General features: G+C 67.0%; 15 protein-coding genes and 1 pseudogene. 11 read left to right on the forward strand and 5 right to left on the reverse strand.

Annotation, left to right across the window (positions count from 1 at the left end; translation table 11 throughout):
* Positions 1 to 9: 9 nt before the first annotated feature.
* On the forward strand, positions 10 to 240 hold the full coding sequence (locus tag J2W49_RS21975) for an acyl carrier protein (protein WP_310321173.1): 231 nt from the start codon (positions 10 to 12) through the stop codon (positions 238 to 240).
* A complete protein-coding gene (locus J2W49_RS21980; RefSeq protein WP_310321176.1) occupies positions 237 to 1,490 on the forward strand; it encodes a beta-ketoacyl-[acyl-carrier-protein] synthase family protein in 1,254 nt (417 codons plus the stop codon). Before J2W49_RS21975 ends, J2W49_RS21980 begins: the two co-directional genes overlap by 4 nt.
* A gap of 74 nt (positions 1,491 to 1,564) precedes the next feature.
* On the opposite strand, the gene J2W49_RS21985 is transcribed toward J2W49_RS21980, so the two are convergent.
* The 5 genes from J2W49_RS21985 to J2W49_RS22005 form a co-directional block, all read right to left on the reverse strand.
* Positions 1,565 to 2,725 (reverse strand): hypothetical protein, encoded by a 1,161-nt coding sequence (locus J2W49_RS21985; protein WP_310321180.1) that lies wholly within the window; start codon positions 2,723 to 2,725, stop codon positions 1,565 to 1,567.
* Positions 2,726 to 2,729: 4 nt separating this feature from the next.
* Entirely contained in the window at positions 2,730 to 3,647 is a 918-nt protein-coding gene (locus J2W49_RS21990) for a hypothetical protein (protein WP_310321183.1), read from the reverse strand.
* A gap of 199 nt (positions 3,648 to 3,846) precedes the next feature.
* On the reverse strand, positions 3,847 to 5,499 hold the full coding sequence (locus J2W49_RS21995) for an NAD(P)/FAD-dependent oxidoreductase (protein ID WP_310321186.1): 1,653 nt from the start codon (positions 5,497 to 5,499) through the stop codon (positions 3,847 to 3,849).
* A 45-nt stretch (positions 5,500 to 5,544) separates the two neighbouring features.
* The gene (locus tag J2W49_RS22000) at positions 5,545 to 6,393 is read right to left on the reverse strand and encodes a beta-ketoacyl synthase chain length factor (protein ID WP_310321188.1); all 849 of its coding nucleotides are present in this window, start codon (positions 6,391 to 6,393) and stop codon (positions 5,545 to 5,547) included.
* A complete protein-coding gene (locus J2W49_RS22005; RefSeq protein ID WP_310321191.1) occupies positions 6,390 to 7,625 on the reverse strand; it encodes a beta-ketoacyl-ACP synthase in 1,236 nt (411 codons plus the stop codon). Before J2W49_RS22005 ends, J2W49_RS22000 begins: the two co-directional genes overlap by 4 nt.
* 313 nt (positions 7,626 to 7,938) lie before the next feature.
* Here J2W49_RS22005 and J2W49_RS22010 point away from each other — a divergent pair, with 313 nt between their 5' ends.
* From J2W49_RS22010 to J2W49_RS22050, 9 genes and pseudogenes are all read left to right on the forward strand, one after another.
* Positions 7,939 to 8,223, forward strand: a complete 285-nt coding sequence (locus tag J2W49_RS22010; RefSeq protein WP_310321192.1) for a phosphopantetheine-binding protein — start codon at positions 7,939 to 7,941, stop codon at positions 8,221 to 8,223.
* 246 nt (positions 8,224 to 8,469) lie between these two features.
* Positions 8,470 to 9,123, forward strand: coding sequence for a COG4648 family protein (locus J2W49_RS22015; RefSeq protein WP_310321194.1), 654 nt, complete (start codon positions 8,470 to 8,472; stop codon positions 9,121 to 9,123).
* A 21-nt stretch (positions 9,124 to 9,144) separates the two neighbouring features.
* Positions 9,145 to 10,807: pseudogene (locus J2W49_RS22020) on the forward strand (ApeI family dehydratase).
* Entirely contained in the window at positions 10,804 to 11,706 is a 903-nt protein-coding gene (locus J2W49_RS22025) for an LpxL/LpxP family acyltransferase (protein WP_310321196.1), read from the forward strand. Before J2W49_RS22020 ends, J2W49_RS22025 begins: the two are co-directional and overlap by 4 nt.
* Positions 11,703 to 12,281 (forward strand): LolA-related protein, encoded by a 579-nt coding sequence (locus J2W49_RS22030; protein ID WP_310321199.1) that lies wholly within the window; start codon positions 11,703 to 11,705, stop codon positions 12,279 to 12,281. Before J2W49_RS22025 ends, J2W49_RS22030 begins: the two co-directional genes overlap by 4 nt.
* Positions 12,278 to 14,611, forward strand: coding sequence for an MMPL family transporter (locus tag J2W49_RS22035; RefSeq protein WP_310321202.1), 2,334 nt, complete (start codon positions 12,278 to 12,280; stop codon positions 14,609 to 14,611). The genes J2W49_RS22030 and J2W49_RS22035 overlap by 4 nt, the downstream gene beginning before the upstream one ends.
* Positions 14,608 to 15,261, forward strand: coding sequence for an alpha/beta hydrolase (locus tag J2W49_RS22040; protein WP_310321204.1), 654 nt, complete (start codon positions 14,608 to 14,610; stop codon positions 15,259 to 15,261). The genes J2W49_RS22035 and J2W49_RS22040 overlap by 4 nt, the downstream gene beginning before the upstream one ends.
* Before the next feature lie 2 nt (positions 15,262 to 15,263).
* Positions 15,264 to 16,064 carry a polysaccharide deacetylase family protein gene (locus J2W49_RS22045; RefSeq protein WP_310321207.1) on the forward strand — a complete coding sequence of 267 codons (801 nt, stop codon included), beginning with the start codon at positions 15,264 to 15,266 and terminating at the stop codon, positions 16,062 to 16,064.
* On the forward strand, positions 16,061 to 16,798 hold the full coding sequence (locus J2W49_RS22050; protein WP_310321208.1) for a class I SAM-dependent methyltransferase: 738 nt from the start codon (positions 16,061 to 16,063) through the stop codon (positions 16,796 to 16,798). Before J2W49_RS22045 ends, J2W49_RS22050 begins: the two co-directional genes overlap by 4 nt.
* Positions 16,799 to 16,807 lie beyond the last annotated feature (9 nt).

A 16,807-nucleotide genomic window follows, 5' to 3' on the forward strand; every position in this document is an offset into this window, starting at 1 on the left:
CGTGCCCCTATGACATCCCTCGAACTGGTCCGCTCCTTTCTTGAAAACCGACTCGGTGTTGAGCCTGCGCGGGTCGAGCCGGCGTCGTTGCTGGCCGACCTGGGGGTCGACTCCATGATGATGCTGGAGCTCATGTTCGAGTTCGAGACCCACCTGGGCATCCGCCTGCCCTCCGACCTGTCTTCACCCCAGACCGTGGGCGAGATGCTGGACATGATGGACCGGCTGGCGCAGGCATGACGCGAAGACGGGTGGCGATCACCGGTCTCGGCCTGGTCAGCCCCTATGGGGGCGATCTGGCCGATTTTTTTGCCCGGCTGTCTGCCCAGGAGTCGGCCGTCACGCACCATCGCACCGACGACACGCCCCGCCCGCTGTCGCTGCCGATGGTGCTGTGCCGTGACTTTGATGCCGCCGCAGCCATCGGCAAACCCTTGGCGGCCCTGACGGACCGCTTCGCCCAGATGGCGTTGAGCGCGGCTTTTTCGGCCTGGGACGACGCCGGCCTGTCGCGCAGCGCAGATGGCCAGGACCGAAGCGACTGGGGTGTCGACTGGGGCACGGCGCTCGGTGGGGCGTCTTATTCCGAAAAGATCTACCGCGATCTCTGGCAGGACGGCCGGGATCGCGTTGCGCCGCTGTCGGTGCTGTTGGGCATGAACAACGCCGCAAATGCGCACCTGTCGATCCAGTTCGGGCTGGGCGGCCTGAGCGTGAGCCACAGCGTGGCTTGTGCGTCGTCGGCCATTTCCATTGGCGACGCCTTTCGCCGGGTGCGCAGTGGCGAGGCCACCGTGATGCTCTGCGGTGGCTCCGATGTGCCGCAGAGCTACGGCGTGATGCGAGCCTGGGAAGCCATGCGGGTGCTGGCGCCCGGCGATGAACACAGCTCATCCATGGCCTGCCGGCCCTTTTCGAACGAGCGGCGTGGGCTGGTGCTGGGTGAGGGCGCGGCGGCGCTGGTCCTGGAAGACTGGGACCATGCGTTGGCCAGGGGGGCGACCATTCATGGTGAGTTGGCCGGTTTTGGCACCAGTTGCGATCACACCCACCTGGTGCGGCCCGACGTGGCCGGCCAGGCCCGCGCGCTGCGCCTGGCGCTGGCCGATGCGTCGCTCTCACCCGAAGAGATCGGCTATGTGAATGCCCACGGCACGGCCACGGCCGAAGGCGACCCCACCGAAGTGGCGGCCCTGCGGGAGGTGTTCGCCGGCCACGCGCCGCAGCTGGCGGTGAGCTCCACCAAATCCCTGCATGGTCATCTGCTGGGTGCGGCCGGCGCCATCGAAGCCGTGATCACGGTGCTCAGCCTGCGCGAAGGTGTGGCGGTGGGCACGGCCCACCTGGAGGGCCACATCGATGCCGCGTGCGAAGGCGTGGACCACGTCACCACCACCCGCCGTCACCTGCCCTTGCAGGCGGCCCTGTCCAGCTCGTTTGCTTTTGGTGGCAGCAACGCGGTGCTGGCGTTCCGGGCAGCGGGTGCCTGAAGGCGAGTCGGTGCGCTGTGGGTTCTGGCCCGCGGTGGTGTGACAGGGCCAGCCTTGCCCGCCCACCTTGTGCCTCAGCCCAGCACCAGTGCACCCCGGGTGTGGGCTGGGTGTTCGGCCACCACCTGTGCCTGCTCGCGATGTCGTTCGTGCACCGCGGCGTGGGCCTGTTGAAGCTGTTGTTCCGGGCTGTGGCCTTGGGCTTGTGCCACGTCAAAGTCGCGCACGCCCGCTGAGCCGTACACCACACCCACGCGCTGGCCGTCGTTGCTGAGCAGGTAGTTCTCAGGGGGGCCCAGCCGTGCGTGGCGCTGGCCGTGGCACACCGCCGCTGCGCACACCTGGTCAATCTGCGGCTGGGCGTGGCCATGCTCGCGAAGGGCAGGTGCGAGTTGGCGCTGGGCCAGGGCCCATTGCTCGCGCACTTCGGGCGCGAGATGCTCAGGGGGCGCATACCCCTGGGCGCTTTCCTGAGAGGGGTGGCTGAAATTGCCGGCATCGGAATACAGCCGTGCACAGGTGGTGGCGCCCGGATTGGCCGCGTCGATGGCCGCACCCCACGCGCCATCGCCCAGGTGGCGCCCCGCCGGGCCGCCCATGTGGGGCACCAGGCGACCGGAGACTATGCCGGCCACGCCGTTCAAGGCCAAGGCGCAGGCTTCTTTGTTCTGCTCTCGGGTCGGCGTGGCGAGGAGGCGGTTGACCACGAAGTCGTAGGCGCTGTCGAGCGCATCGCCCGCGCGTTGCAGCCACTGCAGGGCCAGGCCCTTGGGGCTGTGGGTGTTGAGCTGGGTGGCCTGCCCCTGGGTGTGGACCAGGGTGTCGGTGTGCACGGGGGCCAGGTGAACGGGGCGCAGTTGCTGGCTGGACTTGAACAACTGGAACTCGCCAGCGGTGGCCCAGGCCTGGTCGCGGGTGGTTTCCAGCTGGTGGCGTTCGAGCATGCTCAGGTGGGGGCGCTCCAGTGCCCGGGCTGCGTCGTTGCCCTGGCGGGTGTAGTGGCGGTCGGTGTCAAGGAAGTCGTTGTAGGCCTGGGCAATCTGGTGGCGGTTGATCTGGGATTGGTGGATGTCGGCTGGCGTGGCGTTTTTTTTGGCCTCAGCGGTGATCAATGACTCGATGGTCTGCTCCGCATGGATGTCGTCGGCGCGCAGTTGCTGCAAGCGTGCATGCCATTGGGCTTGCAGTTCAAGCAGGTAGGGCGGTGGGCGGTGATTGAGATTCCGTGGTTCCATGAGGTCAGTCCTCCCGCGATAGGGCCACGCATTCTTCGACCTTGGGGTCCCATTCGCGCAGTTCGTTCAACTGGTTCAGGAGCTCTGCGCGCAGGGCGGCTGGAGCATCTTGCTCGACGGCATAGCGCACACTCTTCATGGGTTCCATGGCCTGATGGACCTTGGCTCCCCAGATGCGCCAGCAGTACACACGCTTGACGTCGGCAAAATCATCAAGGCCTTGCTCTTTGAAGTGTTCTGCAAGCATGCCCGAGCCATGCGTATATCCCTTGCGGACGGACTCGAAAATCAATGCCTTGCCGCGCTCCGGATCCATGGGTTGGCCATCTGAGCCCACCAACATTCGCCCGCCTTGCATCAGCAAACATTCCGGGTGCCCAAGTTTCGCGCCTTCGACCATCCAGTGGCGGGCGCGTTCATCAATTTGGGGCGTGACATCACGAGGTGAGGCAATGATGCTCAAACTCTGCATCAGGCACATGGCTCCCTGGTCCCCCTGCTCAGCCAGCGCTTCCAGGCGCTTGAATGCAGGACCGGCGTTGTACTTCTTCCCGGCACCAGGCTGCACCACACGCAAGACGATGTGGGCCAGTTCAAAACCGTCATTGGCCATTTCCAGCCAACGCTGCTCGCGCGGGAGGTAATAGTTGGGCTCCCAGGTGGGGTAGCGCTGGGTGGGCCGGAACCAGTGGAGCACTTCGCTGAACAGCTCCTGCTCGTAGGCGGCGCGCTTCTCGGGTGTGAGCTGTGCCACCTTGGCCGAGTCGAAGCTCTCCAGATGCCAGGGAAAGCGCACCAGCCAGGCAAACCACAGCGTGCCCAGCGCCACCAAGAGCATCAGGATGGCCAGAAGCCAGCGCCATACGAGGCGGCGGGGGGGCTGCGCGGAAAGGGCAGGCGATGAAGGGGTAGCGGTGTTCACGCGAAGGGGCGGCGGCAGAGCAGACGGGAGGCCCCTGGCCTGTCGTTGAATGCCGCAGTAATTGAAAACTTTGTGACTATAGCCAAGCGGGCCGACGGGAGCCCGTTGGGCACCCTGTCAGAACTGACAGGGTGCGGGTGTGGCCAAGGGGTGCAGGCTGCTTTCCGGCCTGCGCGTCACGGCGCAGGCACCACACCGTTCAGGCGGTGGCCACGGCAAAGTCCGGCAACATGCGCTCGCCGCTCGCGGGCATGCGCCTGGTCTGGCTGGCGGTGGGTTCCGTGAGCTTGCGCAGTTCCTCGCCGTCCAGGCCGGGGTGGTCTTCCTGTGCGCGTTCCAGGATTTCGCGGGCCAGGGTGTGCAGCTGGGCGCTGGAATGCCGGATCCGCTCGGCAAATTGCGCCGCGTCCAGTTCGTCGTTGAGGCTTCGGTTGAGCTCGGCAAACCAGGGAATGGAGGCCTGGTCCAGCATGGTCGGCACGTTGCGTTTGAGGCTCTTGCCCGACCAGGCGCGCAGGAAGGTCTGCACCGCCAGGTTGAGCCGTTGGCAGCGCGCCATTTCGTCGCGCAGGGCCGCCATGGTGGTCAGGTCGGCCAGCCGGTTGTGGAAGAAGAACTGCGCCAGCACGCCCCAATAGATGGCGTAGTCCCAGATCACTTTCACCGGCAGCACTTCCGGGTCGCCGAACAGCGGGTACTGGTCGGTGTAGAGCGCCAGGGTGCTGTCGTAGAACGAGTGGAACAGCTGGTCGAAGATCTGCGCGCGAGCACCCAGGCGTTCGCCGCGCCGGTCCATTTCCACCAGCTCGGTGATGTAGGTGTTGCTGATGGCAATGAAATCACTGCCCGGTGAGTAGAACGGGTCCAGAAACAGGCCGGCTTCGCCGGTGAGCGCCCAGCGATCGGACGAGAACACCTGTTTGCAACCGTACGAGAAGCGCTTGAGGAAGGCAAAGTCCTGCAGCAGGTGGCGCTTGCTGTCCAGGTCGTCGAACAGGCGCGGCTGGTACTTCTGGAACCAGTCCATGGCTTTGTCGAAGCTGTCCATGGTGTCCAGCGGGTGGATGCGCGGGTCGGCCACGATGCCCACCGAGTGCGAGCCGGAGGACAGCGGAATCAGCCAGACCCAGTAGCCATTGCCCACCAGGTGGTTGGTCGAGAGCCAGCGGGCCTGCGGGTCACAGCGCTCCTGCCATGCCTGGTTGTCGCTCCACTCGTCCAGTTTGATGCGGTCCTTGATGCGGAACCAGATCGCATGCGCGGCGTGGGCGTTGGGCTGGGCCAGGTCCAGCTTGCGCTTGAGCAGGCCGGCGCGGCCGCAGGCATCGATCACCCAGCGCGCGCTCACCTCGTGCATCGCGCCCTCATGCTCGTACACCACCTCGTGGTCCTGCACGGGCGTGGTTTCAGAACTGCTGAGCTCCACGCGCCGCACCATGGCCGAATCGACAAACCGGATGCCGCGCCGCTGCGCTTCGGCGGCCAGGAAGTTTTCGAAAATGCCACGGTCGATCTGGTAGCTGGGCACCGCCAGGTAGCGGCTGGCGCCGATTTCCGTGACCTGATCGATGTCGCGCCGGCCTTCAGAGAAAAAGAAGCGGAAGCCGAATTTGCGCAGCTGGTGCGTGTGCAGGTGATCGTGCAGTCCCAGCACCTTGTCGAAATAATGCGCGCCGATTTCCACCGAGGATTCGCCCACCTTGTGGGTCGCTTCGGGCACCGGCAGGGTGCGCCGCTCCAGCACCAGCACGGTGATGTCGGGCATACGCTGTCTGACCTGCATGGCCAAGGTCAGACCGGCCAGGCCGCCGCCAAGAATCACCATGTCGTAATGGGTGGTGGATGTGTTCATTCGGTGAGTATCCTGCGTGCGCTGCACGGTGCGTTGGTTTTCTGGCTATTTCTCGCATTGCACGGCTTCGACGCGGGTGGCCGCCGGGGTCGCGGACAAGGGTTCGATGGTGAGCTGCAAGGTTTGCTGGGGCGACTGTGCCAGAGTCACACACACCGGCGCAAGTGCGGCAAGCGCCTCGAACAGCGGGAGTGCATCCGCCATGCCATTGTTTGCCAGCGCTCGCGCAGCGGCCGACAGGGGTGGGGTGGGCGACCGTTCGGTGCCATGGAGTGCCCACCCCAGCCGGTGGGTGCTGCGTGCACTGCGTTCGGGCGCCAGCACCAGTGCCACCGCCAGCGCATCGCAGGGGGCCATGGCTTCCGTGAGCACGCCTGTGGCGGCGGTGTCGTAGCCCACCAACAGGACCGCCTGCTCTTCGGCGTTGCATTGCACGGCGGCCTCCAGCAGGCCGGCGGCAAAACTGCGGTCGAAAGCCGTCAGCGTGGTGTTGGGCTGCCATCCGCCGCCCACCATGCTCCAGAGGCCGGCGGGGGCGTTGTGGATGGAATGCAGGAACTTGGTGGGTGACACCTGCAGTGGATCGCAGGCCAACGTCGCACAGATGAAATCGATGATGGGCAGGTCACCATGCGCCGAGACGAACACGGCCAGCAAGTCGTTGGCCTGCCTGCCGGACGCCGCCACAGCCATGTGGGCCGCCTCCAGGGCGAGCGCCACCGTTTCGGGTGCGCGCCTGCGTTCGCTCGCGGTCAGCAGGGTGGCCGTCGGCAGGCGGTTGTCGGTTGGTCCGGGCGCGCGCTCGCCACGAAACACGGCCTTTGCGCAATCCCAGTCCGGCAGGCCCGGCGCCCAGAACGCGACGCCTTCAACGAAGAGTGATCGTTCGGTCATGTGGAACGCTCCTGTGAGCGTGCGTGCCCATTGCCCCGGCCCCACACCAGCACGCAGTTGCTGCCGCCAAAACCAAAAGCATGGCTGGCCGCCACGCGCACCTCGCCCTGGGCGGCCTGAAGGCGAATGCCGGTGCCGCAGACCGGGTCCACTTCGCGCGTGTTCACGGTGCCGGGCATCAGGCCGGTTTCGATGGCGAGCAGGCAGAAGGCGCTGCCCATCACGCCGGCAGCACCCAGCGTGTGACCCAGCATGCCTTTGGTTGAGCTGGCGTGGGTGCGAGCGCTGAAGCGCCGGCTCAGCAGTGCCGCCTCCACTTCGTCGTTGAGCGGCGTGGCGGTGCCGTGCAGGTGCAGGAAGTCGATGGCGTCAATGTCCAGGCCTGCGCGAGCGAGGGCATCGTCCAGGGCCGCTTCCGCGCCCCGGCCTTGCGGGTGCGGTGCTGACAGATGGTGGGCGTCGCTCGACTCTCCATGCCCCAGCAGCTGCAAAGCGCCTGCCCCCCTTTCCAGCAAGGCGAAGCCGGCGGCCTCGCCCAGGTTGAGGCCGCGGCGGTGGGTGTCAAAGGGCTGGCAGGGGTCGGGCGACAGGAGCTGCAAGGCATGAAACCCGAACAGGGTGCTGCCGCAAAGGGTGTCAACGCCGCCCACCACCACGGCGTCGGCCACGCCCAGGCGCAGCAGGCGCTCGGCCGAACAAAACGCCTTGGCGCTGGAAGCGCACGAAGTGGACAAGGTGAAACAAGGACCCTCCAGGGCCAGGGCTTGCTGCACGAACGCGCCCAGGGCGTGCAAGGTGTGCAGGGACGCGTGGTGCATGGCGTCGGGGAAGTGTCCGCAGACGTGCCGGGCTTGGTACGCCGCTTCCGTGGCGCCGATGCTGCCGGTGGTGGTGCCCATCACCACCGCCACTCGGCCCGGCCCGTGGCGCTGTCGGGCAGCGTTGACCGCGTCCAGGAAGCCGTCGGCCTGCAAACCCATCCAGGCCAGGCGGTTGTTGCGGCAATCCCACAGTGACCAGGCCTCCGGCAGCGGCGCGTCCAGTCTTTCCACGCAACCCACCCAGGTGGTCAGCTGACGGGACAAAGCCAAGGCCGGGCGATCGGCATCCGCAAGCGGGCGAAGACCGCTGCGTGCTTCCCGAACCGCCGAGCGCATCGCTGCCTTTCCCTGCCCCAGGGCAGAGGTGGCGGTGTATGCGGTGATCTGGGTGGGGGCGATGGGCTGAAGCACGGGCGGAAATGAAACGATCCCATTCTAGAAATCGCGTCCGGCATCAGTGAAATCGAGGGCTATTGGGGGAATTCAGGGCATTCCAGGGGTCGCTGCCCCGTGGCGGGCACCCGCTGAGGGCTGGCGAAGGCTGCAATTGAGGTGGGGCGAACGGCTAAAATGGCGGGTTGCTCCAACTGCCGGTGCCTGTAGCGGGCAGGCTTCCTGAAGCATTTCCGACCGACGGGTGCCGTTCTCTCAGAGTCCCTTTCTGTTGAATGGCCGCAACGCGGCGCCGGCCTGTGCGGCCGCCCCTTCCTGAACCCAATCTGCCATGACCCAGAACGCCACCCCCGAAGCCGTCGAAGCCCTGTTGCCCGAAGTGGCTGCGCTGATCGTCGAAGCCCTCAATCTGGAAGTCAAGCCAGAGGAGATCGACGCGGACGCCCCGCTGTTTGGCGAGGGGCTGGACCTGGACTCCATCGACGTGCTGGAGATCGCGCTGGTGATTTCCAAGAAATACGGCTTCCAGATGCGCTCCGACGATCAGGACAACGAACGCATTTTTGCGTCATTGCGCGCGCTGACCGCCCACATCGTCAGCCAGCGCACGGCATGAGCGCAGCGCCGGGCCGTTCCCAAGCAAGCTCGCACCGCAGCCCAAAGGGCGAAGGGACACCAGTGAGCGCAGCGCCGGGCCGTTCCCAAGCAAGCTCGCACCGCAGCCCAAAGGGCGAAGGGACACCAGTGAGCGCCACCCGGCCGTTCCAAAGGCACTCAACCCCGGCGCGCGCAGTGCGGAGGGTGGTCCGGTGAGTGCAGGGCAGGGCTCTCTCAAGGCAGTTCATATTCCGTCGGGATTGGCATGACCCTGGCCTTGGTCCCGTTGCTGCGCACCCTGGGGGTGGCCGCGCTGGCGGTGGCCTGGGCCGTGGGCGCCCATGTGGCCAGTGCCAGCGGCGAGCCTTCGCGCTGGGGCGCGGCATTGGCCATTGCACCTTTGGCCCTGGCCCTGGGCCTGGCCCTGTGGCGCTTGCCCTACCGGTGGCTGGCGGCGCTGGCGGCGGGCGCCGCGCTGGCGCTGCTCGCATGGACCTGGCCGGCCCTCACCAGCGAAGTGGCTTTGCTGTATTTCGTGCAGCACGTGGGCGTGAACTTGCTGCTGGCTGCGTTCTTCGGGCGCACCCTCTCCGGGCCGGGTGAGTCGCTGATCACAAAGCTCGCTCGGCAGGTGCACGGTGGTGTGTTGTCGGAGCGGCAAGTGGCCTACACGCGCTGGGTGACCAAGGCCTGGACCGTGTTTTTCCTGTCCCTGGCCGTTGTGTCGACCGCCCTGTTCTTGCTGGCGCCTGTGGCCGTGTGGTCGGTGTTTGCCAACCTGCTGGGTGCGCCACTGATTGGCGCCATGTTCGTGGGCGAATACCTGTGGCGTCTGCGCTGCCTGCCGGCCCATGAACGCTCCACCTTTGCCGATGCCGTGCGTGCCTGGAAAAACCACGGTTCGGACTTGAAAAAATAGTGTGAACAGGCCTTAGCCCCCATGAGCACAGATTCTGTCAACGCATTGCCCCTGGTCACCGGTGTGGGGCTGGACCAAACCATCGCCTGGACCACGGATGGCCCACGCCGGGTGCGCGACCTGATCGCCGATGCCCGCGCGCTGCTCGCCCATCTGCCTCCGGGCGGCCATCTGCTCAACGTGTGCCAGGACCGCTACCGTTTTGCCGTGGGCTTCACCGCCGGGTTGTTGACCGGCAAAGTCAGTCTGCAGCCCTCGTCGCAGTCGGAAGAGACGCTCAGGCGCGTGATGGGCGATCACCCGGACGTGGTGTGCCTGACCGACACCGTCTTCGACAGCCTGGACATGCCGCAGATCCGCTTTCCCGAACTGCCGGAGGCAGATCCCGGGCAGGTGGATGGCATACCGCAGTTTCCCGCCGATCGCGTCGTGGCCGTGCTGTTCACCTCCGGCTCCACCGGCCTGCCGCAACCCCACCGCAAGACCTGGGGCAGGCTGGTGCAGAACGGCCGGGTCGAGGCCATCCGGCTCGGCCTGACCGAGCGGCCCCACACCATTGTGGGTACGGTGCCGGTGCAGCACAGCTACGGGTTCGAGTCCACCTTCCTGCAGGCCCTGCACGGCGGCAGCGCGTTCTGGTCAGGCCGGCCGTTCTACCCGCAGGACATCGTGGCCGCGCTGGCGGCCGTGCCCGCGCCGCGCCTGCTGGTCACCACGCCGTTCCACCTGTCGGCCTTGCTGGCGGCCGATCTGAACCTGCCCGAAACCGCGTTGCTGCTGTCGGCCACGGCACCGCTGTCCGGCCACCTGGCTGCGCAGGCCGAAGCGCGATTTGGCGCACCCTTGCACGAAATCTACGGCTCCACCGAAAGCGGCCAGTTGGCCAGCCGGCGCACCACCGACGGCGCCGAGTGGACCCTGCTCGACGGCGTGCGGCTGGAACAGGTGGGCGAAGAGACGGCGGCCATCGATGGTCATGTGGAAGGCCGTGTGCCGCTGTCGGACATCATCGAGTGCCTGCCCGGGCAGCGTTTCCTGCTGCACGGCCGCCACGCCGACCTGGTCAACATCGCCGGCAAGCGCACCTCGCTGGCTTACCTGAACCACCAGATTGGCGCGGTGCCTGGCGTGATCGATGCCGCCTTCTTCTTGCCGGACGGCGCCGAGACCGATCACATCACCCGCCTGACCGCCTTTGTGGTGGCGCCGGGCCTGGACCGGGCCAGACTGCTGGCCGAGCTGCGCCAGCGCATGGACGCGGTGTTTTTGCCGCGCCCGCTGGTGTTTGTGGACGCGCTGCCGCGCAACGACACCGGCAAGCTGACCCGCGAAGGCTTGAAGGCGCTGTACGCCGAGAAAGTGGCTCATGGACGCACTTGACTCGACCTGGACCGTGCCGGTCGACCACCCGGCCTTTGCCGGCCACTTCCCTGGCCAGCCCATCGTGCCCGGCGTGGTACTGCTGGACCATGCCATCCAGCTGGCCGCGCCCTGGCTGCAGCGACCCGGTGCCAATTGGCGCATCGACAGTGCGAAGTTCTTCCGCCCGGTGGGCCCTGGCCAGGTGCTGAACTACGCCTTGCGCCGCAAACCCTCGGGCGCCGTCGCATTTTCAGTGCGTGAGGGCGAGCATGGGACCGAGCGCGAGGTGGCCTCAGGCGTGCTCTCGCCGAACGCCGCATGAAGAGCGCTACTCCCGACTGGGTGCGTCGCCAGGAGCGCAGCAACCTAGCCATCCTGCGGTTCATGGTCTGGCTCTCGTTGTCGTTCGGGCGCCGCGCCAGCCGCGCCGTGCTCTACGGCATCGCGTTCTACTACGTGATCTTTGCGCCCCAGGCGCGCCGGGCCAGCCGGGACTATCTGCGCCGCGCGCTGGGCCGCTGGGCCAACTGGCGCGACGGCTTTCTGCATGTGTTCAGTTTTGCCAGCACGGTGCACGACCGCATCTACCTGCTCAACGACCGCTTCGATCTGTTCGACATCGAGGAGCATGGCGCAGAGCAGCTGAGGCAAACGCTGGCCGAAGGCCATGGCGCGCTGCTCATTGGCGCCCACATGGGCAGCTTCGAGGTGCTGCGGGCCATCGGGCGTGGCCGCGAGGGCCTGAAGGTGGCGATGATGATGTACGAGGAAAACGCGCGCAAGATCAACGCCACGCTCGAAGCCATCAACCCGGCGGCCACCAAGGACATCATCGGCCTGGGCCAGCCGGGCTCCATGATCGCCGCGCGCGACAAGCTTGACCAAGGCTACCTCGTGGGCATGCTGGCGGATCGGCGCCTGGGCGACGACGTCACCACCCCCATCGACTTTCTGGGTGCGCCAGCGCCGTTTCCCGTGGGGCCATTTCGCGTGGCGGCCATGCTCAAGCGGCCGGTGTTTTTCATGACCGGTCTTTACATGGGCGGCAACCGGTATCAAATACACTTTGAACGGCTGGCCGACTTCACCCAGGTCGAGCGCGCCGAGCGCGACAACGCCATCCGTGCGGCCCAGCAGGCCTACGCCGACCGCCTCAGCCATTTCTGCCGGCAGGCGCCCTACAACTGGTTCAATTTCTTCGACTTCTGGCAGGACAAATGATCAATTGGTTGCGTCTCCTGCTGCTCCCGCTTTTCGGACTCCTTCTGGCGGGCCCTGCCGTGGCCGCCGGCTTCGACGTGGCGCAGCTGATGGACAGCCTTGCGCGTCACCCGGGCGGGCTGGCGAAATTCACCGAAACCCGCCACTTGGCCTTGCTGGACAAACCAGTGGTGAGCACCGGTGAAATGCGCTTCACCCCGCCTGACCGGCTGGAGAAGCGCACGCTTACGCCCAAGCCCGAATACATGTTGCTGGACCGCGACCGCATCACCCTGGAACGCGACCAGCGCCGCATGACGATTCGCCTGGGCAGCCGCCCCGAGGTGCTGGCCTTTGTTGACAGCGTGCGCGGCCTGCTGGCAGGCAACCGGGTGTCCATGGAGCGCAACTACCTGATGCAGCTGCAGGGCGAAGCCGCGCGCTGGGTGCTCACCCTGTACCCCAAGGACGCCGAGATCGCCGCCCTGATCCAGCGCATCACGGTCAGCGGTGCCAACAACCAGATCCGCACCATCGAGTACCTCCAGGCCGATGGAGACCGTTCGGTGCTGGCGATCGAACCCGTGAATCCATGACCCGGCGCGCCGGCACCGTGCTGCTGCTGTGGCTGCTGGCGGTGGTGGCCGGTGTGGTGGTGGCTGCGAACAGCCGCTACAACGCCGACATGTCCTTCTTCCTGCCCAGCGAGCCCACGCCGGGGCAGCAGGTCATGGTCGATCAGCTCAAGGAAGGCGCGGTCTCGCGCCTGCTCATGGTGGGCATCGAGGGGGGTGACGAGACCGCCCGGGCCGATCTGTCGGTGGACCTGCGTCAGCGGCTGCAGGCCTCGGGCCAGTTCCTTTCTGTACAGAACGGTGAGGCCGGCAGCCAGGACGCCGAGCGCGAACACCTGATGCAGCACCGCTACCTGCTCAGCCCTGAGGTCACGCCGCAGCGCTTCACGGTGGACGGCCTGAAGAGTGCCATCGCCGACAGCATCGACCTGCTCACATCGCCCGCCGGGCTGATGATCAAGCCCCTGTTGCCGCGCGACCCCACCGGCGAACTGTGGGCGCAGATCCAAAGGCTGGACGCCGGCGCCGAGCCTGACAGCGTGGAGGGCGTGTGGGCCTCGCGTGACGGTCTGCGTGCGCTGCTGCTGTTGCAGACCGCTGCAGAAGGGTCTGATACCGACGGCCAGGCCCAGGCCATTGACGGTGTGCGGCGCGCCTTTGACGAAGCCCGCCAGGCCATCGGCGTGAGCGACGCGCAACTGCAGATGTCAGGCCCCGGCCTGTTTGCCGTGAATGCCCGCGCCACCATCAAGGAAGAGGTGACACGCCTGTCGCTCATTGGCATCAGCTGCATTGTGCTGGTGCTGCTGCTGGTCTACCGTTCGCCGCTGCTGCTGGGTCTGGGCTTGCTGCCGGTGGCCTCGGGCGCGCTGGCGGGCATCGTGGCCGTGAGCCTGGCCTTTGGCACGGTGTATGGCATCACCATCGGCTTTGGCATGGCGCTGATCGGTGAAGCGGTGGACTACGCCATTTATTACTTCGTGCAGTCGGGCCCCATGGGCGCGGCCGCCTGGCGCCAGCGTTTCTGGCCCACGGTTCGCCTGGGTGTTCTCACCTCGGTGGCGGGTTTCGGGGCGCTGCTGTTCTCAGGTTTTCCTGGCCTTGCACAACTGGGGCTGTACGCGCTCACGGGCGTGGTCACGGCCGCGCTGGTCACCCGCTTCGTGCTGCCGGAACTGGCGCCGCAGCACCTGCGCGGGCGTGATCTGAATGGGCTCGGGCTGCTGCTGTCGCGCTTCTTCGAGGGCCTGCGCCGCGCACGCTGGGCCGTGGTGGCGCTGGCTGTGGTCGCTGCCGGTTACCTGGTGACCGAGCGTGACCGGTTGTGGACGCCCGACATCGCCGTGCTCAGCCCCGCCAGCGTGGAAGACCTGAAGGTGGACGCCGCTCTGCGTGCCGACATGGGCGCCCCCGATGCGCGCTACATGGTGGTGCTGAGTGCCGCCGATGCCGACACCGCGCTGCAGATGGCCGAGCAAGCCGCACCGAAGCTGGACCAGCTGGTGGGCGATGGCGTGATCGGCAGCTACGACAACCCGGCGCGTTTTCTGCCCAGCAAACAAACCCAGCGCGCACGCCAGGCGGCGCTGCCCGAGCCTGACGTGCTGCGAACCCGGCTGATCGAAGCGCAGGCCGACTCCCCGCTGGCCGCATCAAACCTGGAACCGTTCATTGCCGACGTGGCCGCCGCCCGCACCCAGCCGCTGCTGGAGCGGGCCGCGCTGGGTAGCAGCGGCCTGGGCTTGCTGGTGGATTCCCTGCTGGTGCAGCGCGCCGGTGGCTGGAGCGTGCTGTTGCCGCTGCACCCGCCGGTGGCATCGAACGGTGGCGAATTCGCCGACATCGACGGCGCGGCTGTGCAGACCGCGCTGGCCGGCACCGATGCCCATTTCATCGACCTGAAGACCGAGTTGGACACGCTTTACGACGACTACCTGCGCGGCGCCATCACACTCTCGCTGGCGGGTGTGTGCGTGATCGTGCTGCTGCTGGGCGCCACGTTGCGTTCGCCGCGTCGCCTGGCTGCCGTGCTGCTGCCGCTGGTGCTGGCCATCGTGTTCGTGATCGCCGGCCTGCAGCTGGCGGGCGAAACCCTGCACCTGCTGCACCTGGTGGGCCTGCTGCTGGTGGTGGCCGTGGGCTCCAACTACGGCCTGTTTTTTGACCGCGCTGAAGGGCAGGCCGATCTGGAACCCTCGACCGTGGCGGCCATGGGCGTGGCCAACCTGACCACCACGCTGGGCTTCGGCGTGCTGGGCTTCTCCACCGTGCCGGTGCTGCACGCCATGGGCGTGACGGTGGGGCCGGGGGCCGTGCTGGTCCTGTTGCTCGCGGCGATGTTCAAGCGATGACGCAACCCCTGCGCTGTCTTCGCGCCGAACGCGGCGCTGCCGACCTGCTGGTGTTGCTGCCGGGCGCCTACATGCGGCCCGAAGACTTTGTGGAGGCGGGGTTCTTTGCCGAGGTGGAACGGCGCGACCTGGCCCTGGACCTGTGTGCCGTGGCGGTCGACATGGCCACGGTGTCCGACGGTCGTGCCGCTGAGGCGGTGCGCCAGCAGTTGCTGGCGCCTGCCCGCCAGTCGCACGAGCGCGTCTGGCTGGGTGGCATTTCGCTGGGTGGCTTGATGACGCTGGAGATCACCGCCGGCCATCCGGACCTGGTCGATGGCCTGTGCCTGATTGCGCCTTACCCCGGCAGCCGGCTGGTCACCAACGCCATTGCGAGCGCTGGCGGCATCGACAACTGGGCCCCTACCGCAGAGGCGCTGCGCGACCCTGATGCGCGCGTGTGGCACTGGCTGAAGGCGCCACCACCCGATCGCCCAGTGTTCGTGGGCCATGGCCGACAAGACCGTTTCGCCGAAGGCATGGCGCAGATTGCCGAGCGCTTCCTGCCAGCCTCAAGGCACGAAGTGGAAGGCGATCACGACTGGCCGGCCTGGCGCGCTTTGTGGTCGCGCTTTCTGGACACCGGGCATTTCGCCACCCGGAGCCACTGACCATGACCACCCGCTGGAACCCATCCCCCTTCATGAAAGCCAGCTTTGCGCTGCACGGCGCGGCCGCGCTGGGCACGCTTGCGGTGCCGGCCGCATGGCCCTGGGCGCTGGGCGCGCTGGTGCTCAACCACGCGGCCCTCACCACCGCCGGGCTGTTGCCGCGCACCACCTTGCTCGGCCCCAACCTAACCCGCTTGCCGGAAGCAGCCGCCGCGCGGCGCGAAGTGGCCATCACCATCGACGACGGTCCCGACCCGGACACCACACCGCGCGTGCTCGACCTGCTGGACGCAGCCGGCGCCAAGGCCAGCTTCTTCTGTATCGGCTGGCGCGCGCGCGAGAACCCCGCGCTGTGCCGCGAGATCGTGCGCCGTGGCCACAGCGTGGAGAACCATGGCGACGCGCATTCGTGGGCCTTTTCGCTTTACGGCTACGGCCGCTTGATGGCCGACATCGCCGCCGCTCAGGCCACGCTGTCCGACATCACCGGCCAGGCACCGCGTTTCTTCCGCGCCACCGCCGGGCTGCGCAACCCCATTCTTGATCCGGTGCTCAGCCAGCTGGACCTGCGCCTCTCGGCCTGGACGCGCCGCGCTTTTGATACCCGCACCGGCGACCCCGCCCTGGTGCATGCGCGGCTGGTGCACGGCCTGGGGCCGGGCGACATTCTGCTGCTGCACGACGGCCATGGCGCGCGCGACGCCGATGGCCAACCCGTGATCCTGGCCGCGCTGCCGCGCCTGCTGGGCACACTGAAAGCACACAACCTCACCACCACCACCCTGCCACAAGCCTGCCCATGAGCGACTCCGTGTCTGAAAACACCTTCCTGAAACGCCTGCTCGATGACGCCACCCGACCCTTCCTGGGCGGTGGCCGCTTTGCCTACCACTACGCACGCGGCAAGCTCGGCGGCGACCCCATCTTTCGCGAACTGCTGCGCCAGGGCCTGCTGCCCGAGCGCGGTCGTTTTCTCGACCTGGGTTGCGGCCAGGGCAGCCTGTTTTCCTGGCTGCTGTCTGCCCGTGCGCTGTTTGAAAAAGGCCACTGGCCCACCGGCTGGCCCACACCGCCCATGCCTGATCAGTTGCGTGGCGTGGAGTTGATGCAGAAAGACGTGGAGCGCGCCGCCCGCGCCTTCGGTGTGGACCACCCGGTGGTGCGGGTGGAGCAGGGCGATATGTGCCGCACCGACTTCGGCAAGGTCGACCTGGTCACCATCCTCGACGCGCTGCATTACTTTGACCACGCCGGCCAGGAAGACGTGCTGCGCCGCATCCACGCCGCGCTGCCGCCCGGCGGGCTGTTCCTCACCCGCATTGGCGACGTGAGCGCCGGCCTGCCGTACCACATCAGCAACTGGGTCGACCATGTGGTCACCTTCGCCCGTGGCCACCGCCTGCCCAAGTTGTACGCCCGCCCACTGGCCGACTGGCGCACACTGCTGCAACGAGTAGGCTTCGAGGTCACGTCGCAGAACATGAGCGGCGAAAAACCCTTTGCCAATGTGATGCTGGTGTGCCGGGTACCGTCCTGACGCGACACC

The sequence above is a fragment of the Hydrogenophaga palleronii genome, from assembly GCF_031457455.1.
GTDB classification, from domain to species: Bacteria; Pseudomonadota; Gammaproteobacteria; order Burkholderiales; family Burkholderiaceae_C; genus Hydrogenophaga; species Hydrogenophaga palleronii_A.

Bases quoted from the DNA above. Each gene is read 5' to 3' on its own strand.
- J2W49_RS22030 (WP_310321199.1), top strand. From the start codon at position 11,703: ATGATCAATTGGTTGCGTCTCCTGCTGCTCCCGCTTTTCGGACTCCTT.
- J2W49_RS22040 (WP_310321204.1), top strand. From the start codon at position 14,608: ATGACGCAACCCCTGCGCTGTCTTCGCGCCGAACGCGGCGCTGCCGAC.
- J2W49_RS21995 (WP_310321186.1), bottom strand. From the start codon at position 5,499: ATGAACACATCCACCACCCATTACGACATGGTGATTCTTGGCGGCGGC.
- J2W49_RS22025 (WP_310321196.1), top strand. From the start codon at position 10,804: ATGAAGAGCGCTACTCCCGACTGGGTGCGTCGCCAGGAGCGCAGCAAC.
- J2W49_RS22000 (WP_310321188.1), bottom strand. From the start codon at position 6,393: ATGACCGAACGATCACTCTTCGTTGAAGGCGTCGCGTTCTGGGCGCCG.
- J2W49_RS21975 (WP_310321173.1), top strand. From the start codon at position 10: ATGACATCCCTCGAACTGGTCCGCTCCTTTCTTGAAAACCGACTCGGT.
- J2W49_RS22045 (WP_310321207.1), top strand. From the start codon at position 15,264: ATGACCACCCGCTGGAACCCATCCCCCTTCATGAAAGCCAGCTTTGCG.
- J2W49_RS22010 (WP_310321192.1), top strand. From the start codon at position 7,939: ATGACCCAGAACGCCACCCCCGAAGCCGTCGAAGCCCTGTTGCCCGAA.
- J2W49_RS22050 (WP_310321208.1), top strand. From the start codon at position 16,061: ATGAGCGACTCCGTGTCTGAAAACACCTTCCTGAAACGCCTGCTCGAT.
- J2W49_RS21985 (WP_310321180.1), bottom strand. From the start codon at position 2,725: ATGGAACCACGGAATCTCAATCACCGCCCACCGCCCTACCTGCTTGAA.
- J2W49_RS21980 (WP_310321176.1), top strand. From the start codon at position 237: ATGACGCGAAGACGGGTGGCGATCACCGGTCTCGGCCTGGTCAGCCCC.
- J2W49_RS22015 (WP_310321194.1), top strand. From the start codon at position 8,470: ATGACCCTGGCCTTGGTCCCGTTGCTGCGCACCCTGGGGGTGGCCGCG.
- J2W49_RS22035 (WP_310321202.1), top strand. From the start codon at position 12,278: ATGACCCGGCGCGCCGGCACCGTGCTGCTGCTGTGGCTGCTGGCGGTG.